Here is a 25,289-nt window from a genome sequence, read left to right on the forward strand (position 1 = left end):
GGTCGTCACAGACCGGCACGCCCCATCCGCCGCGAGGCTATGCTGGGGCCAGAAACGCGCGCCCGAGTGCCGTCTGCTTCGCCTGTGTTACGGGATCCGCGGACCGAGAGCCGGGCGCACAAGCCCCACCACGAAAGGCGGTCCGGTGTCGGAACTGCGTTGGGATGAGATCGATCGGCGCGCTGTGGACACAGCACGCCTGCTGGCGGCAGACGCCGTGGAGAAGGTCGGCAACGGCCACCCGGGAACGGCGATGAGCCTCGCTCCCGCGGCGTACCTCCTGTACCAGCGGGTGCTGCGGCACGACCCTGCGGACACGCAGTGGCCCGGTCGCGACCGGTTCATCCTGTCCGCTGGCCACTCCTCGCTGACCCAGTACGTGCAGCTGTACCTCGGCGGCTTCGGGCTCGAGCTCGACGACCTCAAGGCACTGCGCACGTGGGGCTCGCTGACCCCCGGCCACCCCGAGTACGGCCACACGAAGGGCGTCGAGATCACGACCGGCCCGCTCGGTCAGGGCCTGGCCTCGTCGGTCGGCTTCGCGTACGCGGCGCGCTACGAGCGCGGCCTGTTCGACCCCGAGGCGCCGGCGGGCGAGAGCCCGTTCGACCACCACATCTACGTGATCGCGGGCGACGGCGACCTGCAGGAGGGCGTCACGAGCGAGGCCGGCTCGCTCGCGGGCCACCAGCAGCTCGGCAACCTCATCGCGATCTACGACTCGAACCAGATCTCGATCGAGGACGACACGAACGTCGCCTTCACCGAGGATGTCGCCGCGCGCTACGAGGCGTACGGCTGGCAGGTGCTCACGGTCGACTGGAAGAAGTCGGGCGAGTACGTCGAGGACGTGCAGGAGCTGTTCGCGGCGATCGAGGCGGCCAAGGCCGAGACCTCGAAGCCGTCGCTCATCATCCTGAAGACGATCATCGGCTACCCCTCGCCGGGCAAGCAGAACTCCGGCAAGATCCACGGCGCGAAGCTCGGCGCCGAGGAGCTCGCCGCGACGAAGAAGGTCCTCGGGTTCGACCCCGAGGAGCACTTCGCGGTCGCCGACGACGTGATCGCGCACACGCGCCAGCTCGTCGAGCGCGGCGCCGCCGCGCACGCCGAGTGGCAGAAGGCGTTCGACGCGTGGGCCGAGGCGAACCCCGAGCGCAAGGCGCTGTGGGACCGCCTGCAGGCGGGCGAGCTGCCCGAGGGCATCGAGAGCGCGCTTCCCGTGTTCGAGGCGGGCAAGGACGTGTCCACGCGCGCCGCGTCGGGCCAGGTCATCAACGCCCTCGCGGCCGAGCTGCCCGAGCTGTGGGGCGGCTCCGCCGACCTCGCCGAGTCGAACCTCACGACGATCAAGGACGCCGCGTCGTTCATCCCCGCCGAGTGGTCGACGCACGAGTGGTCGGGCAACCCCTACGGCCGCGTGCTGCACTTCGGCATCCGCGAGCACGCGATGGGCGCCATCCTCAACGGCATCGTCCTGCACGGCCCGACGCGCGCCTTCGGCGGCACGTTCCTCATCTTCAGCGACTACATGCGCCCCGCGGTCCGTCTCGCGGCGCTCATGAACGTGCCCAGCGTGTTCGTCTGGACGCACGACTCCGTCGCCCTCGGCGAGGACGGCCCGACGCACCAGCCCGTCGAGCAGCTCGCGACGCTCCGCTCGATCCCGAACCTCGCCGTCGTGCGTCCCGCGGACGCCAACGAGACGGGCGTCGTGTGGCTCGAGATCCTGCGTCGCCGTCAGGGCCCCGCGGGCATCGCGCTCACGCGTCAGAACATCCCCGTCTACGAGCGCGGCGACGGGGAGGCGCGCGGCGACGTGTTCGCCTCCGCGGCTCACGCCGTCAAGGGCGCCTACGTCCTGGCCGAGGCGCCGAACGGCACGCCCGATGTCATCCTCATCGCGACGGGCTCCGAGGTGCAGCTCGCCGTCGAGGCGCGCGAGCGCCTCGCGGCCGACGGCGTGAACGCGCGCGTCGTGTCCGCGCCGTCGCTCGAGTGGTTCGCCGAGCAGAGCGAGGAGTACCGCGAGAGCGTGCTGCCCTCGTCCGTCACCGCGCGCGTCTCGGTCGAGGCGGGCGTCGCGCTCACGTGGCGCGGCATCGTCGGCGACAAGGGCCGCTCGGTCTCCATCGAGCACTTCGGCGCCTCCGCCGACTACAAGACGCTGTTCGAGAAGTTCGGCATCACCGCGGACGCCGTCGTGGCGGCCGCACGCGAGACCCTCAAGGAGAACGCATGACCTCCCCCACCGCAGACCTGTCCGCCGCCGGCGTCAGCATCTGGCTCGACGACCTGTCGCGCTCGCGCATCACGTCGGGCAACCTGCACGAGCTCATCGAGACGCGCGACGTCGTCGGCATCACGACGAACCCGACGATCTTCCAGGGCGCGATCTCGGCGCACGTGGGCTACGAGGACTCGATCGCGGCGCAGGCCGCGGCGGGCGCCTCGGCCGACGACGCGATCTTCGCGCTCACGACGACCGACGTGAGCGACGCCTGCGACATCTTCCGTCCGATCTACGACCGCACGAACGGCGTGGACGGGCGCGTGTCGATCGAGGTCTCCCCCGACCTGGCCCACGACACCGAGGGCACGATCGCGCAGGCGAAGCAGCTCCACGCGGCCGTCGACCGCGAGAACGTCCTCATCAAGATCCCCGCGACGAAGGCGGGCCTGCCCGCCATCACCGAGGTGATCGGCGCGGGCATCTCCGTCAACGTCACGCTGATCTTCAGCCTCGAGCGCTACGCCGAGGTCATCGACGCCTACCTCGCCGGCCTCGAGAAGGCGAAGGAGGCCGGGCACGACCTGTCGGGCATCCACTCCGTCGCGTCGTTCTTCGTGTCGCGCGTGGACACCGAGGTCGACAAGCGCCTCGCGGCGATCGGCACGGACGAGGCGCTCGCGCTCAAGTCGAAGGCCGGCCTCGCCAACGCGCGCCTGGCGTACGAGCTGTTCGAGCAGAAGTTCGCGGAGGACCGCGCGAAGGGCCTGCTCGCCGCCGGCGCGAACCTGCAGCGTCCGCTGTGGGCCTCGACCGGCGTCAAGGACCCGGCGCTTCCCGACACCCTCTACGTGACCGAGCTCGTCGCACCGGGCGTCGTCAACACGATGCCCGAGAAGACGCTCCAGGCCACGTTCGACCACGGCGTCGTCACGGGCGACACCGTGACGGGCGCGTACGAGGACGCGCGCGAGGTCTTCTCCGCGCTCGCGGGCGTGGGCGTCGACTTCGCCGACGTGACCCAGGTGCTCGAGGACGAGGGCGTCGAGAAGTTCATCGCGTCGTGGCACGACCTCCAGGAGACCGTGCGCACCGCGCTGGAGTCCGCCAAGTGACATTCGCCATCCGCGTGTCCGGTGCGGCGAGGACCGCCGCAGAGGAGGCCGTTCCCGGCCTCGTCGCGGACCTCGTCGCATCGGGCATCACCGCCGAGGACCTCACCCTGTGGGGCTCCTCGGCGGAGGGCGAGGCGGCGCGCCGGCTCGGCTGGGTCCAGGCCGTCGCGAACTCGCGCCCGCTCGTGGCGGAGATCGTCGCTCTGCGCGACGACCTCCGCGCGCGCGGCGTGGACCGCATCGTCCTCTCGGGGATGGGCGGCTCGTCGCTCGCCCCCGAGGTGATCGCGCGCTCGGCCGGCGTCGAGCTCGACATCCTCGACTCGACCTCCCCGGGCGACGTGCTGGCTGCTCTGGACGGCGGCCTCGAGCGCACGGCGCTCGTCGTCTCGTCGAAGTCCGGCTCGACCGTCGAGACCGACGCGCACCGCCGCGTCTTCGAGACCGCCTTCCGCGATCTCGGCATCGACCCCGCAGAGCGCATCGTCGTCGTGACCGACCCGGGCTCGCCGCTCGACACGGCTGCCCGAGAGGCCGGCTATCGCGTCTTCGCCGCGGACCCCGAGGTGGGCGGCCGCTACTCCGCCCTCACGGCGTTCGGCCTCGTGCCGAGCGGCCTCGCCGGCGCGGACATCGAGCGGCTGCTCGACGAAGCGGAGGCCGTGATGCTCGACGTCGCGATCGACTCGCCGTCGAACCCCGCTCTCGTGCTGGGAGCGGCGATCGCCGCGACCGAGCCGCGCCGCGACAAGCTCGGCCTCATCGCCGACGGCACGCGCCTCGAGGGACTCCCCGACTGGATCGAGCAGCTGCTCGCCGAGTCCACAGGCAAGGACGGCAAGGGCATCCTGCCGGTCGTCCTCCTCCCGGTCTCCCCCGAGGTCGAGCAGACGCCGTCCGACATGCAGCTCGTGCGCATCGTCGACGACGTCGACGATGCGCCGCACCACAACCCCGGCGAGGTGCTCGTGAGCGGAGCGCTCGGCGAGCAGTTCCTCGTGTGGGAGTACGCGGTCGCGGTCGCGTCGCGTCTCATCGGGGTGAACCCGTTCGATCAGCCCGACGTCGAGTCGGCGAAGGAGGCCGCGCGCGGACTTCTCGCGCAGCGTCCCGAGCCCGCCGCCCCCGCCTTCACGGAGGACGGCGTCGAGGTGCGCGTGAGCGACCCCGCACTCGCCGAGTCGGGGACGATCGCGGGCGTCCTGGACGCGCTGTGGGCGCGTCTGCCGGAGGACGGGTACGTCTCGATCCAGGCCTACGTCGCGCGCACCGAGGTGCCGCAGCTCGACGGCCTGCGCGAGATGGTCGCCGCCGACTCGGGTCGCCCCGCGACCTTCGGGTGGGGGCCGCGGTTCCTCCACTCGACCGGGCAGTATCACAAGGGCGGCCCCGCGCAGGGCGTCTTCGTGCAGATCACGGAGCGCACGCCGGTCGACCTCGAGATCCCCGGTCTCCCCTTCACGTTCGGGCAGCTCATCGAGGCGCAGGCCGACGGCGACGCGAAGGTCCTGGCCGCGCTCGGCCGGCCCGTCGTGACGCTCACTCTCACCGATCCCCAGACCGAGGTTCTCTCGCTGTTCGAAGCAGCGCAGTAAGGGCAAGAGGAGTCCCCCCTTTCATGACCGTTGACATCTCGCGCGGCGTCAATCCGCTGCGCGATCCCGATGACCGCCGCCTCAACCGCATCGCGGGGCCCAGTGCCCTCGTGATCTTCGGTGTCACCGGCGATCTCTCGCGCAAGAAGCTCATGCCCGCGGTGTACGACCTGGCCAACCGCGGCCTGCTGCCCCCGGGCTTCGCACTGGTCGGGTTCGCCCGCCGTGACTGGGAGGACGAGGACTTCGCCCAGGTGGTGCAGGAGGCCGTCAAGCAGCACGCGCGCACCGAGTACCGCGAGGAGACCTGGCAGCAGCTCGCGCAGGGCATCCGCTTCGTGCAGGGCGAGTTCGACGACCCCGCGGCATTCCGCCGTCTGCGCGAGACCGTCGACACCCTCGACGTCGAGCGCGGGACGATGGGCAACCACGCGTTCTACCTGTCGATCCCGCCGAAGTCGTTCCCCGTCGTCGCGCAGCAGCTGCTCGAGTCGGGGCTCGTCGACGACAAGCCCGACGACAACCGCTGGCGCCGCGTGGTCATCGAGAAGCCGTTCGGCCACGACCTCGAGTCCGCGCGCGAGCTCAACGACGCCCTCGAGGCCGCGTTCCCGGCCGACTCGATCTTCCGCATCGACCACTACCTCGGCAAGGAGACGGTCCAGAACATCCTGGCGCTGCGCTTCGCGAACGAGCTGTACGAGCCGATCTGGAACCGCAACTACGTCGACCACGTGCAGATCACGATGGCCGAGGACATCGGCGTGAGCGGTCGTGCGGGCTACTACGACGGCGTCGGCGCGGCGCGCGACGTCATCCAGAACCACCTGCTGCAGCTGCTCGCCCTCACCGCCATGGAGGAGCCGATCAGCCTCTCCGCCGAGCACCTGCGCGCGGAGAAGGAGAAGGTGCTCGCGGCTGTCACGCTGCCGGCCGACCTCTCCACGGCGACCGCGCGCGGGCAGTACGCGGGCGGATGGCAGGGCGGGAAGAAGGTGACCGGCTTCCTCGAGGAGGACGGGATGAGCCCGGAGTCGCGCACGGAGACGTACGCGGCCATCAAGCTCGACATCAACACCCGCCGCTGGGCCGGAGTGCCGTTCTACGTCCGCACGGGCAAGCGCCTCGGGCGTCGTGTGACCGAGATCGCGGTCGTGTTCAAGCGCGCCCCCGAGCACCTGTTCTCGCGCGGCCAGACGAGCGAGCTCGGCCAGAACGCGCTCGTCATCCGCGTGCAGCCGGACGAGGGCGTGACGCTGCGCTTCGGCTCGAAGGTCCCGGGCGCCGGCACGAACGTCCGCGACGTCACGATGGACTTCGGGTACGGCCACGCGTTCACCGAGGCCAGCCCCGAGGCGTATGAGCGGCTCATCCTCGACGTGCTGCTCGGCGACCCGCCCCTGTTCCCCCGCCACGAGGAGGTCGAGCTGTCCTGGCGCATCCTCGACCCCGTGGAGGAGTACTGGGCTTCGCTCGACGAGCCGCTCGAGCAGTACGACTCCGGGTCGTGGGGGCCGGCATCCGCCGACGCGCTCCTCGCCCGCGACGGCCGCGTTTGGAGGCGCCCGTGATCATCGACCTTCCCGACACCAGCGTCAGCGAGGTCGCCAAGCGCCTCGTCTCCGTGCGCGAGGAGGGCGGCGCGGTCGCTCTCGGCCGCGTGCTCACGCTCATCATCAAGTCGAAGCGGACGCTCGACGAGGCCGTCATCGACGCCGCGAACGACGCGTCGCGCGAGCACCCGATGCGCGTCATCGTGCTCGTGACCGACCCGCGCGGCGAGGCGAGGCTCGACGCCGAGATCCGCGTGGGCGGCGACGCGGGCGCGAGCGAGGTCATCGTGCTGCGCGCATTCGGCCCTGCGGCGAGCAACGAGGAGACCCTCATCACCGGCCTGCTGCTGCCCGACGCGCCCGTCGTCGTGTGGTGGCCCGACGAGCCGCCCGCACGCCCCGGCAAGGACGCGCTCGGCCGCATCGCCCAGCGGCGCATCACCGACACGTCCACCGCTCCGTACGCGCCGGACCGCCTGCGCCAGCTCGACCTCGTCTACACGCCCGGCGACACCGACCTCGCGTGGACCCGCCTCACGCGCTGGCGCGAGCAGCTCGCGGCGGTGCTCGACCAGCCGCCGTTCGAGCCCGTCACGGCCGTCGAGGTGCGCGGCGCCTCGACGTCTCCGTCGACCGCCCTCCTCGCCGCCTGGCTCGGGATGGCGCTCGACGTGCCCGTCGAGTGGTGCTACGAGGCGCCCGAGCGCTGGAACCACGGCATCCACTCCGTCGTGCTGCGCCGCGCGGGGGGCGACATCGTGCTCGAGCGCACGAGCGCGACGCACGCGCGCCTCACCCAGCCGGGCCAGCCCGACCACGTGCTCCTCCTCCCCCGCCGCTCGCTGCGCGAGTGCATCGCCGAGGAGCTGCGTCGGCTCGACCCCGACCTGCTGTACGGCCGCGTCCTCACGGACGGCTGGGAGCGCCTGGGGCCGCCCACGGAGGAATTCTGATGGCCGACGCCGACACGCGGGTCGTCGTCCAGCCCGACAAGCCCGCGCTCGCGGAGCACGTCGCGAACCGCTTCGTGGGACTGCTCGCGCAGCTCACCCAGCTCTCGCGCCCCGTGCACGTGTCGCTCACGGGCGGCTCGATGGGCATCGCGGTCCTCGAGGCGACGGCCGCGCACCCCTGGCGGGACAACATCGACTGGTCGCTCGTCCACCTGTGGTGGAGCGACGAGCGGTTCGTGCCGCGCGGCGATGCCGAGCGCAACGCGGGTCAGACCCGCGCGGCGCTCATCGACCGCATCGCCATCCCGGCCGAGAACGTCCACGAGCCGGCGGCAGCCGACGACGGGGTCACCCTCGACGAGGCGGCGACGGCCTACGCGGACGAGCTCGCGCGCTTCGCGTCGTCCGAGGAGCGCCGCTTCCCCGCGTTCGACGTGTGCTTCCTCGGCGTCGGCCCCGACGGCCACGTCGCCTCGCTCTTCCCCGATCGCGGGGAGGTCGCGGTGACCGACGCCGTGGTGCTGCCGGTGCGCGACTCCCCCAAGCCGCCGCCCGAGCGCGTCACGTTCACCCGCCCCGTCATCAACGGCTCCGCGCGGGTGTGGATGGTGCTGGCCGGCGCCGACAAGGCGTCGGCTCTCGGGCTCGTGATGGCCGGCGCGAGCTACGCGTCCGTGCCGGCGGCGGGCGCGTACGGCACCGAGCAGACGATCGTGTTCACCGATGCGGCCGCGGCCGCCGAGGTGCCCGACGACCTCATCGACCCCGACTAGACATCGCGAGCGAAGCGAGCCGCCTCCGGTCGTTGAGCGAGCGAAGCGAGGCGAAACGCATCGCGAGCGCAGCGAGAAGGCCCCCGATCCTCAGGATCGGGGGCCTTCTCGCAGATGGGCTACTGGCCGCGCTTCTCGCGGAGCTTCTGCAGCGCGTCGCCGAGGAGCTCTTCGGCCTCCTCGTCCGTGCGGCGCTCCTTCACGTACGCGAGGTGCGTCTTGTAGGGCTCGTTGCGCGAGGCCTCCGGCGGGTTCTCGCGGTCGCGCCCCGCAGGCAGTCCGGAGTGCGGATGGTCGATGACGTCGGGGATCTCCTCCTCCGCCACGCCCGCCGCGTAGTACCGCACGGTCTCGTTGCCGAGCGCATCCCAGTACGACACCGCCACGCGGTCGGCGTGGTGGCCGTGGTCCTGCTCGCCCATAGGGCCCGATCCGACGCGCGTCCCGCGGATCGCGTTGCCGCCGACGGCCATCAGATCACCTGGAACTTGGTGATGAGGCCCAGGCCGACGATGGAGAGGAACCACACCAGCGCGAGGATGACGGTCAGGTAGTTCAGGTTGCGCTCGGCGAGGCCCGACGAGCCCACGGCCTGCGACATCCCGCCGCCGAACATGTCGGAGAGCCCGCCGCCGCGGCCCTTGTGCAGGAGGATGAGCAGCGTCAGCAGGAGGCTGGTGACGCCCAGGATGACCTGGAGGATGAACTCGAGAACTTCCACGGAGAGCCTTTCGTGAGTGCGCGCGTGCGCCGCGCACAGGAGTTCAGTATACGGCGAGGGGCATGCGGCCCGAGCGCACGCGCCCGGGCCGCATGCGCTCACACGCCGACGTGCTTCTCGAAGCGGATGATCGAGGCGAACTCGTCGACCTTGATGCTGGCTCCGCCGACGAGCGCGCCGTCGACGTCGGGCTCGCGCATGAAGCTCGCGATGTTGGCCGCCTTGACAGAGCCGCCGTAGAGCACGCGCGTGCGCGCCGCGGTGTCGGCGCCGAGCCTGTCGGCGAGCACCTCGCGGAGCTTCGCGCACACCTCCTGCGCCTGCTGCGGCGTCGCGGCCTGGCCCGATCCGATCGCCCAGACCGGCTCGTAGGCGACGACGATCTCCGCGTCGGCGGGCACGCCCGCGATCGCCTTCTCGAGCTGCGCGACCGGCACGGCGCTCGCGCCGTGCTTCTCGAGATCCTCGCTCGTCTCGCCCACGCAGATCACGGGGACGAGCTCGTGGCGCAGCGCGGCCTGGACCTTCGCGGCGACGACCTCGTCGGTCTCCGCGTGGTACTCGCGGCGCTCCGAGTGCCCGATGATGACCTGCGACACGGCGAGCTTCTTGAGGAACGCGCCCGAGATCTCGCCCGTGTAGGCGCCCTCGTCGTGCGTCGACAGGTCCTGCGCGCCCAGCGTGAACGCGATCTTGTCGGCGTCGAGGAGCGTCTGCACGCTGCGCAGATCGGTGAACGGCGGGAAGACCGCCACCTCGACGCTGCCGTCCTCGTGCTTGGCGTCCTTGAGAGCCCAGTGCAGCTTCTGCACGAGCGCGACCGCCTGCAGGTGGTCGAGGTTCATCTTCCAGTTCCCCGCGATCAGCGGGGTCCTCTTCGTCACGCCCATCCGAGCACCTCCAGTCCGGGAAGCTTCTTGCCCTCGAGGAACTCGAGGCTGGCGCCGCCGCCGGTCGAGATGTGACCGAACGCGGAGTCGTCGAACCCGAGCTGGCGCACGGCGGCCGCGGAGTCTCCGCCGCCGACGACGCTGAGCCCGTCGACCTCGGTGAGCGCCTGCGCCACGGCCTTCGTGCCCGCCGCGAACGGCTCGAGCTCGAACACGCCCATCGGGCCGTTCCAGAACACCGTCTTCGAGCCGCGGATGGCCTCGGCGAACGCCGCCGAGGTCTCCGGTCCGATGTCGAGCCCGAGGCCCGAGGCGCCGAAGGGCGACTCCTCGATCGCGTCGGCCGCGGTCACGACGTGCTCCGCGTCGGCGCCGAACTTCGAGGCCACGACCACATCGGTCGGGAGGATCAGCTGCACGCCCTTCTCCTCCGCCGTGCGGATGTACCCCTGGGCGGTCTCGATCTGGTCGGCCTCGAGGAGGCTCGACGCGACCTTGTGGCCCTGCGCGGCGAGGAACGTGAAGAGCATGCCGCCGCCGATGAGGATGCGGTCGACTCGCGGGAGCAGGTGGTCGATGACGCCGAGCTTGTCGGACACCTTCGATCCGCCGAGCACGACCGTGTACGGGCGCACGGGGCTCTCGGTCAGGGTGTCCAGCACCTCGAGCTCCTTGGCGATGAGCAGGCCGGCGGCGCTCGGGAGCTTCTGGGCGAGGTCGTAGACGCTCGCCTGCTTGCGGTGCACGACGCCGAACCCGTCGGACACCATCACATCGGCGAGCTCGGCGAGCTGATCGGCGAAGGCGCCGCGCTCTGCGTCGTCCTTCGCGGTCTCGCCCGCGTTGAAGCGCAGGTTCTCGAGCACGGCGAGCTGGCCGTCCTCGAGTGCGCCGGCGGTCTCGCGCGCGGAGTCGCCGACCGTGTCCGTCGCGAAGGCGACAGGGCGGTCGAGCAGCTCGGCGAGTCGGTCCGCGACCGGCTTGAGGCTGTACTGGGGGTCGGGCTCGCCCTTGGGGCGCCCGAGGTGCGAGACCGCCACGACGCGAGCGCCCGCGTCGAGCAGGGCGGTCAGCGTGGGCAGCGACGCGCGGAGGCGGCCGTCATCGGTGATGACGCCGTCCGCGAGCGGGACGTTGAAGTCGCATCGGATGATGACGCGCTTGCCGGCGAGATCGCCGAGGGTATCGAGTGTTCGCAGTGACATCGTTTCTCAATCTACAGGCGGGAAGCCCGCCGGCACGGGTGCACACCACATGCCGACGGGCTTCCCGGGAGCTGTCCGTCTGTCAGAACTTCGAGGCGACCAGCTCGGTGAGGTCCACGAGGCGGTTCGAGTAGCCCCACTCGTTGTCGTACCACGACGAGAGCTTGACCTGCGTGCCGAGCACGCGGAGCAGGCCGGCGTCGAAGATCGACGAGTGCGGGTCGTGCGCGATGTCGCTCGACACGATCTCGTCCTCGGTGTACTTGAGGATGCCCTTGAGCGGGCCCTCCGCGGCCTCCTTGTAGGCGGCCTTGATCTCGTCGAGCGTGAGCTCGCGCTCGGTCTCGACCGTGAGGTCGGTGATCGAGCCGGTGGGGACCGGCACGCGGAGCGCGAAGCCGTCGAGCTTGCCCTTGAGCTCGGGCAGCACGAGGCCGATGGCCTTGGCAGCGCCGGTCGAGGTCGGCACGATGTTGAGCGCGGCGGCGCGGGCGCGGCGGAGGTCCGAGTGCGGACCGTCCTGGAGGTTCTGGTCCGCCGTGTACGCGTGGACCGTGGTCATGAGGCCGCGGACGATGCCGAACTTGTCGTTGAACACCTTCGCGAGGGGAGCGAGGCAGTTCGTGGTGCACGACGCGTTCGAGATGATGTGGTGGTTCTCGTGGTCGTACTGGTCCTCGTTCACGCCGAGGACGAACGTCGCGTCCTCGCCCTTCGCGGGAGCCGAGATGATGACCTTCTTCGCGCCGCCCTCGATGTGCTTGCGCGCGTCGTCGGCGTTCGTGAAGCGACCGGTCGACTCGATGACGATGTCGACGCCGAGTTCGCCCCAGGGCAGGGCCGCCGGGTCGCGCTCCGCGAGGGCGGCGATCTTGCGGCCGCCGACCGTGATCGACGTCTCGTCGTAGGTGACCTCCTGGTCGAGCACGCCCAGGATCGAGTCGTACTTGAGCAGGTGCGCGAGGGTCTTGTTGTCGGTGAGGTCGTTGACGGCGACGATCTCGAGGTCAGCCCCCTGCGCGAGAGCCGCGCGGAGGTAGTTGCGGCCGATACGACCGAAGCCGTTGATTCCGATCCGAACAGACACTGGGTCTTCTCCTGAATATCGTTGGTGCGCCCGCACAGGCGCTGTGGAGGGGAAGGCCGTCCGGGCGGGCTCGCACCCCGCGTCGGACGGCCGTGTCACTCAGGACGCTACCAGGAGACCGGCGGTCTTCTCGCGTGCGGCGGCGAGACGCTGCTGCACGTTGTCCCAGTTGACGATGTTCCAGAACGCCTTGACGTAGTCCGCCTTCACGTTCTGGTAGTCGAGGTAGAAGGCGTGCTCCCACATGTCCAGCAGCAGGACGGGGACGGTGCCCGCCGCGAACTGCGACTGCTGGTCGAAGAACTGCTGGATGATCAGCTGCTGGCCGATCGAGTCCCAGAAGACGCCGGCCCAGCCGGACCCCTGGATGCCGAGGGCGGCCGCGTTGAACTGGCCCTGGAAGCCCTCGAACCCGCCGAAGTACTCGTCGATCGCCGCGGCGATCTCGCCCTCGGGGCGCTCCTGGCCCTCGGGCGTGAGGTTCGTCCAGAAGATCGAGTGGTTGGTGTGCCCGCCCAGGTTGAACGCGAGGTCCTTCTCGAGCTTGTTGACGTTCGCGAACTCGCCCTTCGCACGCGCCTCAGCGAGCTGCTCGAGCGCGGTGTTGGCGCCGGCGACGTACGTCGCGTGGTGCTTCGAGTGGTGCAGCTCCATGATGCGGCCGCTGATGTGCGGCTCGAGGGCTGCGTAGTCGTAGGTGAGCTCCGGGAGCGTGTACTTCGCCATGCGTCGATTCTTCCCATCTCTCGGCGCCGCCGAGCGGCGCTGTCCGGTGCCTCCCCGCTGCGCGGACGGAGGGTTCCCTCACATCCTAATGACGCGGGGAGGACCGGGGATGGGCCTTGACGCCGGATTACTCCGCGCCGACGGGCACCGCGGCCTGCGTGCCCGGGATGCCCTCCTGCTCGGCGCGCTTGTCGGCCATCGCGAGCAGACGGCGGATGCGACCGGCGACGGCGTCCTTCGTGAGCGGCGGGTCGGCGTGGTGTCCGAGCTCGTCGAGGCTCGCGTCGCGGTGCGCGAGTCGGAGCGTGCCGGCCTCGCGGAGGTGGTCGGGGACGTCCTCGCCGAGGATCTCGAGGGCGCGCTCGACGCGCGCGCACGCGGCGACGGCGGCCTGCGCCGAGCGGCGGAGGTTGGCGTCGTCGAAGTTCACGAGGCGGTTGACGCCCGCGCGCACCTCGCGGCGCTGCCGCATCTGGTCCCACTCGGCCGCGACCTTGACGGCGCCGATCGCCTGCAGCATGCCGCGGATGCCCTCGGCTTCGCGGATGACGACGCGCGGGACGCCGCGCACCTCGCGCGCCTTCGCGGAGATGCCGATGCGCCCGGCCGCTCCGACGATGGCCATGCCGGCCTCGCCGGTCGGGCAGGCGACCTCGAGCGACGCCGAGCGTCCCGGCTCGGACAGGCTGCCGGCGCCGAGGAAGGCGCCGCGCCAGATGGCGGCCAGGTCGTCGCGCGTGCCGGTGGTCAGCCGGTTGGGGAGACCGCGCACGGGGCGGCGGCGCTGGTCGAGCAGGCCGGTCTGCCGCGCGAGCGTCTCGCCTCCGTCGACGACGCGCACCGCGAAGTGCTCGCCGTCGCGCGACCCCGAGCCCTGGATGTGCGCGATCTCGGGGCGGACGCCGTAGATCTCGGCGATGTCGCGCGCGACGCGGCGCGCGAGGTGGGGCGAGTCGACCTCGGCCTCGACCGCGACGCGGCCGGCGATGGAGTGGAGGCCGCCCGAGAACCGCAGCAGCGCCGTCGTCTCAGCGATCCGAACCGAAGGACGCGGGTCCCTGACGGTGATCAGCTCTGCCTTGACATCGGCGGTCAGTGACACGGATTTCCCCACTCTCGAAGACGGTGATTCGGCCATTTTGGCGCAAGGGTCAAGCTTAGCCGCCATACCCCCGCAGAGACCGGGTGCGAACTCCCAGCCGACGGGGTTATGGCGCCGTCGGCGCCGTCTACTCGCGCCCGAGATCGCGGTGCCGCACGCGGACCGCGACACCCGGGACGTCCTTCAGCCGCTCCGCCAGCGCCAGCGCCATCGCGACGGAGCGGTGCTTGCCGCCCGTGCACCCGACGGCGACCGTGGAGTGGCTCTTGTTCTCGCGCTGATAGCCCTCGAGCACGGGTGTCAGGGCCTCAGCGTACGCGTCGAGGAACGCGCGCGCACCCTCCTGATCGAGCACGTAGTCGCTGACCGCGGGGTCCTGCCCGGTGAGCGCGCGGAGGTCGTCGTTCCAGAACGGGTTGGGGAGGAAGCGCATGTCGGCGACGAGGTCCGCGTCGGGCGGCAGACCGTACTTGAACCCGAAGCTCATGACGGTGACGCGGTGCCGCGGCGCCCCCTCCTCGCGGAGGAGGTCGGTCACGTGCGTGGCGAGCTGGTGGATGTTGTAGCTCGAGGTGTCGATGATGATGTCGGCGCTGCCGCGCACGGGAGCGAGGATCTCGCGCTCTCGGCGGATGCCGTCGAGCAGCGTCCCGTCGCCCTGCAGCGGATGGGGCCGGCGCACGGCCTCGAAGCGGCGCACGAGCACGTCGTCCGACGCGTCGAGGAAGAGCATCCGGAGGTTGTTGCGCTCACGCAGCGCCTGGGTGGCCGCCGGCAGCTCGGCGAAGAGATCGCGGCCGCGCACGTCGACGACCGCCGCGATCCGCGGGAGCTGGTCGCCGAGGCGCCCGGAGAGGTCGAGCAGCGGGCGCAGCATCTGCGGCGGCAGGTTGTCGACGACGTACCAGTCGAGGTCCTCGAGCGCGTTCGCGACCGTCGAGCGGCCCGCACCGCTCATCCCGGTCACGATCAGGACCTCGCCCGCTGTCTCCGTCATCGACGCCAGCCTAGCGATCATCCGCTCCCGCCGCGTCGACGGCGGCCTCGCGCGCATCGTCGCGGTGCAGGTGCTCGTAGATCGTCGCCGCGAGCTTCGGTCCGATCCCCGGGAGCTCCTCGATCTGCTCGATCGTCCCCTCGCGGAGGGCGGCCACCGAGCCGAAGTGCCGGAGCAGGGAGCGGATGCGCGCGTCGCCGAGCCCCGGCACCTCGCTCAGCACCGTGCGGATGTCGCGACGCCGCCGCTTGCGCTGGTGCGTGATCGCGAACCGGTGCGCCTCGTCGCGCAGACGCTGGACGAGGTAGAGCGCCTCCGACGTGCGCGGGAGGATCACGGGGTAGTCCTCCCCCGGCAGCCAGAGCTCCTCGAGGCGCTTCGCGATCCCGCACAGCGCGATCTCCTCGTGGCCCGAGTCCGCGAGCGCGCGGGCGGCGGCCGCGACCTGCGGCTGCCCGCCGTCGACGATGAGGAGCTGCGGCGGGTACGCGAATCGCCGCCGCTTCGCGGGGGCCGTGACGACGCCGTCCTCGCCGCTCGTCGCGAGCTCCGCGGCGTCGGGCTCGACCTCCTCGGGGCGGTCGAGGTACGCGAGCCGGCGCATGAGCACCTGGTGCATCGAGTCGGTGTCGTCGGTGGTCTCGGCGATCGAGAACGACCGGTACTGGTCCTTGCGCGGCAGCCCGTCCTCGAACACGACCATCGACGCCACGACGTTCGTGCCCTGCAGGTGCGAGATGTCGTAGCACTCGATGCGCAGCGGCGCCTCGTCCATCCCGAGCGCCTCCTGCAGATCGCTGAGCGCCTGCGAGCGGGCGGCGTAGTCGCTCGTGCGACGCGTCTTGTGCCGCATGAGCGCCTGCGTGGCGTTGAGGGTCGCATTGCGCAGCAGCTCGGCGCGCTGGCCGCGCTGCGCCACGAGCACCTCCACGCGGCGGCCGCGCTTGCCGGAGAGCCACTCCTCGATCTCCGCCGCATCGGGCGGGAGGACGGGCACGAGCACGCGACGCGGGATGTCGGCGGGCGCCGCATCGCCGTACACGCGCTGGAGGATCTGGTCGACGAGGTCGGGGCCCGAGATGTCGAGCTCCTTGTCGATCGTCGTCGAGTGGACGCCGCGCACGCGGCCGCCGCGGATCACGAAGTGGTGGACGGCCGCGGAGAGCTCGTCCTCTGCGACGCCGAACAGGTCCGCCTCGGTGTCCTCGGGCAGCACGAGCGCGCTCTTGTTGAGGACGGCGTCGATCGAGGCGAGCTTGTCGCGGTACACCGCCGCCTGCTCGTAGTCCATCGCGGCCGCCGCCGCCTTCATCCGCGCGGTCAGCTCGCGCGTGAAGCGCTCGTCGCCGCCGTTCATGAACGCGATGAAGTCGTCGACGATCGCGCGGTGCTCCTCGATCGTCACGCGCTGCGAGCAGGGGCCGCCGCACTTGCCGATCTGCCCGGGGAAGCACGGCCGCCCCGTCTGCATCGCGCGCTTGTAGGACGCGTCGCTGCACGTGCGGATCGGGAACACCTTGATCATCAGGTCGATCGTGTCGCGCACGGCCCAGATCTTCGGGTACGGCCCGAAGTACTTCGCGCCGGGGATGCGCCGGTTGCGCGTCACCATCACGCGCGGCGCCTCGTCGCCCAGCGTGATCGCGAGGAACGGGTACGACTTGTCGTCCTTGTAGCGGACGTTGTACGGCGGGTCGAACTCCTTGATCCACTGGTACTCGAGCTGCAGCGAGTCGACGTCGGTGGGCACGACGGTCCACTCCACAGACGACGCGGTCGTGACCATCCGCCGCGTGCGCTCGTGGAGCGTGTGCAGCGGCGCGAAGTAGTTCGACAGCCGCTGCCGGAGGTTCTTCGCCTTCCCGACGTAGAGCACCCGCCCGTGCGCGTCGCGGAAGCGGTACACGCCGGGGTTCACGGGGATCTCCCCCGGCTTCGGCTTGTACGGGAGCTGGTCGGCCATGTCAGCCGGCCTTGCGCTGCCGTTCGGCCATCCCGAGCACCTCGGCGAGGAACGCGCCCGTGTGGCTGCCGTCGGTCTTCGCGACCTGCTCGGGCGTGCCCGTCGCGACGATCGTTCCGCCGCCCGAGCCGCCCTCGGGGCCGAGGTCGACGATCCAGTCGGCCGACTTGATGACGTCGAGGTTGTGCTCGATCACGATGACGCTGTTGCCCTTGTCGACGAGCCCGTTCAGCACCTCGAGGAGCTTGCGGACGTCCTCGAAGTGCAGACCCGTCGTCGGCTCGTCGAGCACGTAGATCGAGCGCCCGTTGCTGCGCTTCTGCAGCTCGGTCGCCAGCTTGACGCGCTGCGCCTCGCCGCCGGAGAGGGTCGTCGCCGCCTGCCCGAGCCGGACGTAGCCCAGCCCCACGTCGACGAGCGTCTTCATGTACCGGTGGATGGCCTGGATCGGCTCGAAGAACTCCTCGGCCTCGGCGATCGACATCTCGAGGACCTCGGCGATGTTCTTGCCCTTGTAGTGCACCTGCAGGGTGTCGCGGTTGTAGCGCTTGCCGTGGCACACCTCGCAGTCGACGTAGACGTCGGGGAGGAAGTTCATCTCGATCTTGAGCGTGCCGTCGCCCGAGCACGCCTCGCACCGCCCGCCCTTGACGTTGAAGCTGAAGCGGCCGGCCTTGTAGCCGCGCACCTTCGCCTCGGGCGTCTCGGCAAACAGGTTGCGGATGCGATCGAAGACGCCCGTGTAGGTCGCCGGGTTCGACCGCGGCGTGCGCCCGATGGGCGCCTGGTCGACGTGCACGACCTTGTCGAGGTGCTCGAGGCCGGTGACGCGCGTGTGCTTGCCGGGCACGGTTCGGGCGCCGTTGAGGCGCTGCGCGAGCACCTCGTAGAGGATGTCGTTCACGAGGGTCGACTTGCCCGACCCGCTCACGCCGGTGACCGCCGTGAGCACGCCCAGCGGGAACTCGGCCGTCACGTTCTTGAGGTTGTTCGCACGGGCTCCGACGACCGAGAGCATGCGCTTGCGGTCGATCCGGCGGCGCTTGCGCGGGATCTCGATCATCCGCCGGCCCGCGAGGTAGTCGCCCGTGAGCGACCGCTCATCCTCGACGAGCGCCTCGAACGGACCGGAGTGGATGACCTCTCCCCCGCCGATGCCCGCGCGCGGGCCGATGTCGACGACCCAGTCGGACGCCTCGATCGTCTCCTCGTCGTGCTCGACGACGACGAGCGTGTTGCCGAGGTCGCGCAGCGTGACGAGCGTCTCGATGAGTCGCCGGTTGTCGCGCTGGTGGAGGCCGATCGACGGCTCGTCGAGCACGTAGAGCACGCCCGTCAGGCCCGTCCCGATCTGCGTCGCGAGCCGGATGCGCTGCGCCTCCCCGCCCGAGAGCGACCCGGCGGCGCGGCTCAGCGTGAGGTAGTTGAGGCCGACTTGGATGAGGAACTCGAGGCGGACGCGGATCTCGCGCAGGATCTGCGCGGCGATCTGCTTCTCGCGGTCGGTCAGCGTGACCTGGTTCATCATCGCGAGCGTGTCCTCGAGGCTGAGGTCGGCCGTCTCGGCGATCGACCGGCCGCCCACCTTGACCGCGAGCACCTCGGGCTTGAGGCGCGCGCCGTCGCACACGGGGCAGGGGACCTCGCGCAGGTACTCCGCCCACCGCGCGCGCGTGGTGTCGGTCTCGGCCTGCGCGTACTGGCGCTCGATGTAGGGCACGACGCCCTCGAAGCCGCTCGCGTACCGGACCTCGCGGCCCCAGCGGTTCTTGAACCGCACGTTGACCTTGTAGTCCTGCCCGTGCAGGACCGCGTCCTTCACGATCTGCGGGAGCGCCCGCCACGGGGTGTCGAGCGAGAAGCTCATCTCGTCGGCGAGGCCCTCGAGGAGACGCTCGTAGTACTGGAAGAGGCCCTTGCCCTGCGTCGTCCACGGCACGATGACGCCCTCGCGGATCGAGAGCTCCTCATCGCCGAGCATGAGCTCGACGTCGACGGACATCCGGGTGCCGAGACCCGAGCACGCGGGGCAGGCGCCGAACGGGGCGTTGAACGAGAACGTGCGCGGCTCGATCTCGGTGAGCTGGAGCGCGTGCCCGTTGGGGCAGGCGAGCTTCTCGGAGAACGACTGCCACGCGTCGTCGCCCTCCTCGTCGACGAAGTTGACCTGGAGGACGCCGCCCGCGAGGCCGAGCGCGGTCTCGACGGAGTCGGTCACGCGGCCGAGGATGTCGGCGCGAGCGACGAGACGGTCGACGACGACCGCGATGTCGTGCTTGTACGACTTCTTGAGCACGGGCGGCTCGGCCAGCTGCACGAGCTCGCCGTCGACGACCGCGCGCGAGTAGCCCTTCGCCGCGAGCTCCTTGAAGAGGTCGACGAACTCGCCCTTCTTCTGCGTGACGACGGGCGCGACGATCTGGTAGCGCGTGCCCTCCTCGAGGGTCATCAGCTGGTCGGCGATCTGCTGCACGGTCTGGCGCTGGATCCGCTCGCCGCACTGCGGGCAGTGCGGCACGCCGATGCGCGCCCACAGGAGGCGCAGGTAGTCGTAGATCTCGGTGATCGTGCCGACGGTCGAGCGCGGGTTCCGGTTCGTCGACTTCTGGTCGATCGACACCGCGGGGCTCAGCCCCTCGATGAGGTCGACGTCGGGGCGGTCGACCTGGCCGAGGAACTGGCGCGCGTACGCGCTCAGCGACTCGACGTAGCGCCGCTGCCCCTCCGCGAAGATCGTGTCGAACGCGAGGCTCGACTTCCCCGAGCCCGACAGGCCGGTGAACACGACGAGCGCGTCGCGCGGGATGTCGAGGTCGACGTTCTTGAGATTGTGCACGCGGGCACCGCGGACACTGATCTTTCCGGGCGAGGCGACGGGGATGATGGGCACGATCCAATCCTACGGACCCCCACGGACATCTGGACGTTTGTTCGACGTGTTCGCTCAGCGGATTCGAAGATCCGCGCGTGACGAGCGGTGCCGCGCATCCCCTGTCCTCCGCGCCCGGAGAGGCGCACACTGGAGGGAGAGGAGATGATCAGCATGGAGAGCGGAACGCACCACCACCCGCATCTCCGGGAGCGCATCCGCGAGGCGGGCGGCATCTACGAGTGGGCCAACGACGTGCTCATCCGCATCGCCGGACCCGCGCAGCTCGGCGACGGACCCGGCGCGCCGTGCACGCACTGCGGTCGCACGCGCGTCGAGCACGTCGAGCGCGACGGCGTGCTCTACTGCCCGGAGGAGTGAGTGCAGCCGCGTCCGCGCCGGGCGCCGCCCGACGCGGACCGCGCGCTCACGCGTGGCCGGCCTTCTCCATCTGCCTGAGCTCCTTCTTGAGGTCCTGGACCTCGTCGCGCAGCCGCGCGGCGAGCTCGAACTTGAGCTCCTCCGCGGCGACGAGCATCTGCTGCGTGAGGTCGGCGATCGCCTCCTCGAGCTGCATCGCCCCCTCCGCGGCGATGCCCTCGCGCTTGCGCACGGGCGTGGGTGCGCGCCCCTTGCCGGTCTTGGTGCGCGCGGAGTCCCGCTTCGAGAGCAGGCTAGCGGTGTCGGCCTCCTCGCGCGCGAGGGAGTCGGTGATGTCGGCGATCCTCTTGCGCAGGGGCTGCGGGTCGATCCCGTGCTCGCGGTTGTAGGCGATCTGGATCTCGCGCCGCCGCTCGGTCTCGTCGATCGCCTTGCGCATCGAGTCGGTGATGCTGTCGGCGTACATGTGCACCTCGCCGGACACGTTGCGCGCGGCGCGCCCGATCGTCTGGATGAGCGAGGTGCCCGAGCGCAGGAAGCCCTCCTTGTCGGCGTCGAGGATGGCGACCAGCGAGACCTCGGGGAGGTCGAGTCCCTCGCGCAGCAGGTTGATGCCGACGAGCACGTCGTACACGCCCTGACGCAGCTCGGTGAGCAGCTCGACGCGTCGCAGCGTGTCGACGTCGGAGTGGAGGTACCGGACGCGGACGCCGTGCTCGCCGAGGAAGTCGGTGAGCTCCTCCGCCATCTTCTTCGTGAGCGTCGTGACGAGCACACGCTCGTCGCGGTCGACGCGCTGGCGGATCTGCTCGAGGAGGTCGTCGATCTGCCCCTTGGACGGCTTGACGACGATCCGCGGGTCGACGAGGCCCGTCGGGCGGATGATCTGCTCCACGACCGTGTCGGCCACGCCCATCTCGTACTTGCCGGGGGTCGCCGACAGGTAGACCGTCTGCCCGATGCGCTCCTTGAACTCGTCCCACCGCAGCGGCCGGTTGTCCATCGCGCTCGGCAGGCGGAAGCCGTGCTCGACGAGCGTGCGCTTGCGGGATGCGTCTCCCTCGTACATGGCGCCGATCTGCGGCACCGTGACGTGCGACTCGTCGATGACGAGGAGGAAGTCGTCGGGGAAGAAGTCGAGCAGGGTGTGCGGCGGCTCGCCCGGCGCGCGCTGGTCGAGATGGCGCGAGTAGTTCTCGATCCCGGAGCAGAAGCCGAGCTGCTGCAGCATCTCGAGGTCGAAGGTCGTGCGCATCTTCAGCCGCTGCGCCTCGAGCAGCTTGCCCTGCTTCTCGAACTCCTGCAGGCGCTCGGCGAGCTCCTCCTCGATGGTCTTGATCGCCCGCTGCACGGTGTCGGTGCCGGCCGCGTAGTGCGTCGCCGGGAAGATCGCGACCGCGTCCATGCGCTCGATGACGTCACCCGTGAGCGGGTGCAGCTTGTAGAGCGCCTCGATCTCGTCGCCGAACAGCTCGATCCGGATGGCGAACTCCTCGTACACGGGGATGATCTCGATCGTGTCGCCGCGGACGCGGAAGTTGCCGCGCGAGAAGTCGACGTCGTTGCGGTTGTACTGCATCGCCACGAACTGGCGGATGATCGCGTCGCGGTCGTAGCGCTCCCCCACCTGGAGCGCGACGAGCGCGCGGAGGTACTCCTCGGGCGAGCCGAGGCCGTAGATGCAGGACACCGTGCTCACGACGACGGCATCGCGGCGGCTCAGGAGCGTGTTCGTCGTGGAGTGCCGCAGCCGCTCGACCTCGGCGTTGATCGACGAGTCCTTCTCGATGAAGGTGTCGGTCTGCGGGACGTACGCCTCGGGCTGGTAGTAGTCGTAGTACGACACGAAGTACTCGACCGCGTTGTTCGGCAGGAGATCGCGGAACTCGTTCGCGAGCTGCGCCGCGAGGGTCTTGTTGTGCGCGAGGACGAGCGTGGGGCGCTGCACCTGCTCGATGAGCCACGCGGTCGTCGCGGACTTGCCCGTTCCGGTCGCGCCGAGCAGGACCACGTCGGTCTCACCCGCGTTGATGCGCGCGGCGAGCTCGGCGATCGCCTTGGGCTGGTCGCCGCTGGGCTGGTACTCGCTCACCACCTCGAAGGGCCGGACGCTGCGTGTGGTCTGCATGCCTCCAGCCTAGGAGGGGCGTCCGACACCGGGGCCGGAGAGCCGGAAGCGCACGCGCGCGCCGGGCGGGATCTGCCCCGCCAGGTCGAGGTCGGCGGCCACCACCGAGGCGATCACGGGATAGCCGCCGGTCAGCGGGTGGTCGGGCAGGAAGACGACCGGATGGCCGTGCGGCGGCACCTGGACGGCCCCCGTCTCCGTCCCCTCGCTCGGGAGCTCGCCCGGCACGGCGCGCGCGAGCGGCCGCGAGCCCTCGAGGCGGATCCCGACCCGGTCCGAGCGGGACGTCGCCGCCCACTCGTCGCCGAGGAGCGCGTCGAGAGCGTCCGCCGCGAACCAGTCGTCGCGCGGCCCGAGCACGACCCGCAGCTCGACGGTCTCGCCAGGGGCGGGAAGAGCGCGCCGGTCGGGACACCACGGCGCGACCGCCTCGCGGACGCCGGAGAGCCCGCGCAGCGGGACGACATCGCCCGCTCGGAGAGCGCGTCCGCCGAGCTCGCGCGGCCCGATGCCGGCGAGGGTGTCGGTCGCGAGGCTGCCGAGCACGGGCGTGAGAGCGAGACCGCCTCGGAACGCCACGAGGGCGCGCAGACCGCGCGTCGCGAAGCCCGTCACGAGCTCGTCGCCCTCGCGGAATGCGGTCGGCGCGCCGCGCGGCACCGGCTCGACCCCGCCGTCGGCGTGCACGAGCGCCGCGTCGACCTCCGCGCCCGCGAGCGCGAGGACGCCAGCGCCGCGGAGGCGCAGCCGCGCTCCGCCGCCGAGCAGCTCGAGGCCGGCCTCGCCGTGCCCGTTGCCGACCGCGGCGTTGGCCGCGCGCAGGGCCCCGCGGTCCGCCGCGCCCGAAGCGGAGACGCCGAGGTGCGCGCGCGCCGGTCGGCCGAGATCCTGAACGAGGAGCTGCAGCCCGGCCTCGATGACCTCGACGGCAGGGGCGATGCCGCGATCGCCCGGCATGTCGACCGCGCGCGCTCCGAGCGGAGCCGGACGTCCTCTGCGTCGGTCGGCCGCGGTCGCGGGATGCGCGCGCGAGGCGTCGACGAAGCGCACGGTCGTTCCCGGGAGCAGGAGCGCGGGCGGATCCCGGTCGAGGTCCCAGAGCGCGGCGTCGGTGCGCCCGATCAGCTGCCAGCCGCCCGGGCTCTCCCGCGGGTAGACGCCCGAGTACCGGCCGGCGAGCGCGACCGCTCCCGCAGGGACGCGCGCGCGAGGCGACGCCCTCCGCGGCACGTCGAACACGGGGTCGTCGCCCACGAGGTAGCCGAAGCCCGGCGCGAACCCCGTGAACGCGACGCGCCACGTGGCCGTCTGGTGGCGGGCAGCGACCTCGGCGGGCGAGAGGCCGAGGTGCTCCGCGACCTCGTCGAGGTCCTCGCCGTCGTAGTGCACGGGGATCTCGACGCAGCGGTCGGCGGCGGCCGTGCGCGCCGCGAGCGCGATCCGCTCGAGCGCGACCCGCACCTCGGGCAGGCACCGCGGCTCGCAGCGCACGAGCACCGTGCGCTCGGCCGGGACGAGCTCGACGACCCCGACGGGCGGCGCCGCCTCGAGCGCCGCGTGGAGCCGGACCGCGCTCTCGAGGTCATCCACCTCGACGAGGAGGGCACGGTCGGACGCCGTGAGGATGCGCCTCATGGGCGGGCGGCGAAGGGGGCGATCGCGATGCCCTCGCGCTCGAGCAGGGCGCGCACCGCCGTCGCCATGGCGACGGCCCCCTGGCTGTCGCCGTGCACGCAGACCGAGGCGGGGCGGACGCGGATGACGGTCCCATCGATCGCCTCGATCTCGCCGTCCCGCGCGAGGCGCAGGACCCGCTGGGCGACGACATCGGGGTCGTGCAGGAGGGCTCCCGCCTCGCCGCGTGGTGCGAGCGCGCCCGAGGGCAGGTAGCCGCGGTCGGCGAACGCCTCGGTGGCGGTGGCGAGGCCCGCGCGTGCTGCCGCCGCGAGGAGGGCGCTGGCGGGCAGGCCCAGGACGACGAGCCGGGAATCGACCGCGCGGACGGCCGCGGCGACGGCGGCAGCGCGCACCGGATCGGACGCGGCGGCGTTGTACAGCGCGCCGTGCGGCTTGACATAGCGGATGGCCGCGCCGTCGGCGAGAGCCTGCAGGTCGTGCAGCTGGCGCTCGATGCTCTCCTGCAGCGCGGCCGCGCCGATCTCGACGGGGCGACGTCCGAATCCCGCTCGGTCCTCGTAGCCGGGATGCGCGCCGACGACGACGCCGCGCCGGGCCGCCGCGCGGAGCGTCGCGCGGATCCCGTCGGGCGTTCCCGCGTGCGCGCCGCACGAGACGTTCGCGCTCGTGACCACCGCGAGCATCGCGTCGTCGTCGCTCACGACGCGATCCGGCGCGTTCTCGCCGAGGTCGGCGTTGAGGTCGATCACGGGCCGCCCGTGAGAGATCGCCAGAGCGCGTCGGCCTGGGCGAGCGTCTCGTCGAGCGAGCCCGACGTGTCGATGACGACATCGGCGAGGGCGAGCCGCTCGTCGTCGCCGGCCTGGCTGGCGATCCGGGCGGCGGCGTCTGCCTCGCTCATGCCCCGCTCCGTCACCAGGCGACGACAGCGCACGTCCGCCGGAGCATGCGCGACGACGATCCGATCCCACTCCCCCGCTCCGCGCGCCTCGGCGAGCAGGGGCACGTCGTAGACGACCACGGTGTCCGGATCGGCATCGAGCGCGGCGCGGAAGCGGCGCTGCGACTCGGCCTTGACGGCCGGGTGCACGATCGCGTTGAGGCGCGCGAGCCGCTCCCGGTCGCCGAACACGATCGCGCCGAGCGCCGCACGGTCGAGTGCGCCGTCCTCCGTGAGCACGTCGTCCCCGAACTCCGCGGCGATCGCCGCGAGCACGGGCTGGCCGGGCGCCTGCACCTCTCGGACGAGCGCGTCCGCGTCCACGATGACCGCGCCGTGCTCCGCGAGCCGGCGCGCGATGGTCGACTTGCCCGACGCGATCCCGCCCGTCAGTGCTACCAGTGGCATGCCGCCAGTCTAGGA

The 25,289-nt window shown here is 71.3% G+C and carries 21 protein-coding genes; 7 read left to right on the top strand and 14 right to left on the bottom strand.

Features of this window, described 5'->3' with window-relative positions; all coding sequences use genetic code 11:
• Window positions 1–145: 145 nt before the first annotated feature.
• From tkt to pgl, 6 genes are read left to right on the top strand one after another with little or no spacing between them, the layout of a single operon-like run.
• Window positions 146–2,242: a transketolase gene (gene tkt / locus ACWXWW_RS10160; protein ID WP_271174048.1), complete on the top strand. Its 2,097-nt coding sequence runs from the start codon at window positions 146–148 to the stop codon at window positions 2,240–2,242.
• Window positions 2,239–3,345: a transaldolase gene (tal, locus tag ACWXWW_RS10165; RefSeq protein WP_271174047.1), complete on the top strand. Its 1,107-nt coding sequence runs from the start codon at window positions 2,239–2,241 to the stop codon at window positions 3,343–3,345. The genes tkt and tal overlap by 4 nt, the downstream gene beginning before the upstream one ends.
• Window positions 3,342–4,940 (top strand): glucose-6-phosphate isomerase, encoded by a 1,599-nt coding sequence (locus ACWXWW_RS10170; RefSeq protein WP_455969812.1) that lies wholly within the window; start codon window positions 3,342–3,344, stop codon window positions 4,938–4,940. Before tal ends, ACWXWW_RS10170 begins: the two co-directional genes overlap by 4 nt.
• Window positions 4,941–4,963: 23 nt before the next feature.
• On the top strand, window positions 4,964–6,511 hold the full coding sequence (gene zwf, locus ACWXWW_RS10175; protein ID WP_271174045.1) for a glucose-6-phosphate dehydrogenase: 1,548 nt from the start codon (window positions 4,964–4,966) through the stop codon (window positions 6,509–6,511).
• Window positions 6,508–7,446 carry a glucose-6-phosphate dehydrogenase assembly protein OpcA gene (locus ACWXWW_RS10180; protein ID WP_421075752.1) on the top strand — a complete coding sequence of 313 codons (939 nt, stop codon included), beginning with the start codon at window positions 6,508–6,510 and terminating at the stop codon, window positions 7,444–7,446. Before zwf ends, ACWXWW_RS10180 begins: the two co-directional genes overlap by 4 nt.
• Window positions 7,446–8,219: a 6-phosphogluconolactonase gene (gene pgl, locus ACWXWW_RS10185; RefSeq protein WP_455969813.1), complete on the top strand. Its 774-nt coding sequence runs from the start codon at window positions 7,446–7,448 to the stop codon at window positions 8,217–8,219. The genes ACWXWW_RS10180 and pgl overlap by 1 nt, the downstream gene beginning before the upstream one ends.
• Window positions 8,220–8,338: 119 nt before the next feature.
• Here pgl and ACWXWW_RS10190 read toward each other — a convergent pair whose 3' ends face one another.
• The 10 genes from ACWXWW_RS10190 to uvrA form a co-directional block, all read right to left on the bottom strand.
• Window positions 8,339–8,692, bottom strand: a complete 354-nt coding sequence (locus ACWXWW_RS10190; protein WP_271174041.1) for an RNA polymerase-binding protein RbpA — start codon at window positions 8,690–8,692, stop codon at window positions 8,339–8,341.
• Window positions 8,692–8,940 (bottom strand): preprotein translocase subunit SecG, encoded by a 249-nt coding sequence (gene secG, locus ACWXWW_RS10195; protein WP_271174040.1) that lies wholly within the window; start codon window positions 8,938–8,940, stop codon window positions 8,692–8,694. Before secG ends, ACWXWW_RS10190 begins: the two co-directional genes overlap by 1 nt.
• 98 nt (window positions 8,941–9,038) lie before the next feature.
• The gene (gene tpiA, locus ACWXWW_RS10200) at window positions 9,039–9,830 is read right to left on the bottom strand and encodes a triose-phosphate isomerase (protein ID WP_271174039.1); all 792 of its coding nucleotides are present in this window, start codon (window positions 9,828–9,830) and stop codon (window positions 9,039–9,041) included.
• Complete coding sequence (locus ACWXWW_RS10205; RefSeq protein WP_271174038.1) at window positions 9,821–11,035, bottom strand: phosphoglycerate kinase; 1,215 nt, start codon at window positions 11,033–11,035, stop codon at window positions 9,821–9,823. Before ACWXWW_RS10205 ends, tpiA begins: the two co-directional genes overlap by 10 nt.
• An 82-nt stretch (window positions 11,036–11,117) precedes the next feature.
• Window positions 11,118–12,122 carry a type I glyceraldehyde-3-phosphate dehydrogenase gene (gene gap, locus ACWXWW_RS10210; protein WP_455969814.1) on the bottom strand — a complete coding sequence of 335 codons (1,005 nt, stop codon included), beginning with the start codon at window positions 12,120–12,122 and terminating at the stop codon, window positions 11,118–11,120.
• Between the two features lie 99 nt (window positions 12,123–12,221).
• On the bottom strand, window positions 12,222–12,848 hold the full coding sequence (locus ACWXWW_RS10215; RefSeq protein WP_271174036.1) for a superoxide dismutase: 627 nt from the start codon (window positions 12,846–12,848) through the stop codon (window positions 12,222–12,224).
• A gap of 127 nt (window positions 12,849–12,975) precedes the next feature.
• A complete protein-coding gene (whiA, locus tag ACWXWW_RS10220; protein WP_271174035.1) occupies window positions 12,976–13,950 on the bottom strand; it encodes a DNA-binding protein WhiA in 975 nt (324 codons plus the stop codon).
• 127 nt (window positions 13,951–14,077) lie between these two features.
• Window positions 14,078–14,947: an RNase adapter RapZ gene (rapZ, locus tag ACWXWW_RS10225; RefSeq protein WP_271174034.1), complete on the bottom strand. Its 870-nt coding sequence runs from the start codon at window positions 14,945–14,947 to the stop codon at window positions 14,078–14,080.
• 10 nt (window positions 14,948–14,957) lie between these two features.
• Entirely contained in the window at window positions 14,958–16,910 is a 1,953-nt protein-coding gene (gene uvrC, locus ACWXWW_RS10230) for an excinuclease ABC subunit UvrC (protein ID WP_455969815.1), read from the bottom strand.
• 1 nt (window position 16,911) lies between these two features.
• Complete coding sequence (gene uvrA / locus ACWXWW_RS10235) at window positions 16,912–19,800, bottom strand: excinuclease ABC subunit UvrA (RefSeq protein WP_282979820.1); 2,889 nt, start codon at window positions 19,798–19,800, stop codon at window positions 16,912–16,914.
• Window positions 19,801–19,944: 144 nt separating this feature from the next.
• Here uvrA and ACWXWW_RS10240 point away from each other — a divergent pair, with 144 nt between their 5' ends.
• The gene (locus ACWXWW_RS10240) at window positions 19,945–20,160 is read left to right on the top strand and encodes a hypothetical protein (RefSeq protein ID WP_271174031.1); all 216 of its coding nucleotides are present in this window, start codon (window positions 19,945–19,947) and stop codon (window positions 20,158–20,160) included.
• Between the two features lie 46 nt (window positions 20,161–20,206).
• Here ACWXWW_RS10240 and uvrB read toward each other — a convergent pair whose 3' ends face one another.
• The 4 genes from uvrB to coaE are packed head-to-tail and all read right to left on the bottom strand — an operon-like array spanning window position 20,207 to window position 25,274.
• Window positions 20,207–22,288 (bottom strand): excinuclease ABC subunit UvrB, encoded by a 2,082-nt coding sequence (gene uvrB / locus ACWXWW_RS10245; RefSeq protein WP_271174030.1) that lies wholly within the window; start codon window positions 22,286–22,288, stop codon window positions 20,207–20,209.
• A 9-nt stretch (window positions 22,289–22,297) separates the two neighbouring features.
• The gene (locus ACWXWW_RS10250; protein ID WP_455969816.1) at window positions 22,298–23,923 is read right to left on the bottom strand and encodes a 5-oxoprolinase subunit B/C family protein; all 1,626 of its coding nucleotides are present in this window, start codon (window positions 23,921–23,923) and stop codon (window positions 22,298–22,300) included.
• The gene (gene pxpA / locus ACWXWW_RS10255; protein WP_455969817.1) at window positions 23,920–24,675 is read right to left on the bottom strand and encodes a 5-oxoprolinase subunit PxpA; all 756 of its coding nucleotides are present in this window, start codon (window positions 24,673–24,675) and stop codon (window positions 23,920–23,922) included. Before pxpA ends, ACWXWW_RS10250 begins: the two co-directional genes overlap by 4 nt.
• Window positions 24,672–25,274 carry a dephospho-CoA kinase gene (coaE, locus tag ACWXWW_RS10260; protein ID WP_455969819.1) on the bottom strand — a complete coding sequence of 201 codons (603 nt, stop codon included), beginning with the start codon at window positions 25,272–25,274 and terminating at the stop codon, window positions 24,672–24,674. The genes pxpA and coaE overlap by 4 nt, the downstream gene beginning before the upstream one ends.
• Between the last annotated feature and the right edge of the window lie 15 nt (window positions 25,275–25,289).

This window comes from Microbacterium sp. KNMS, from assembly GCF_053851835.1.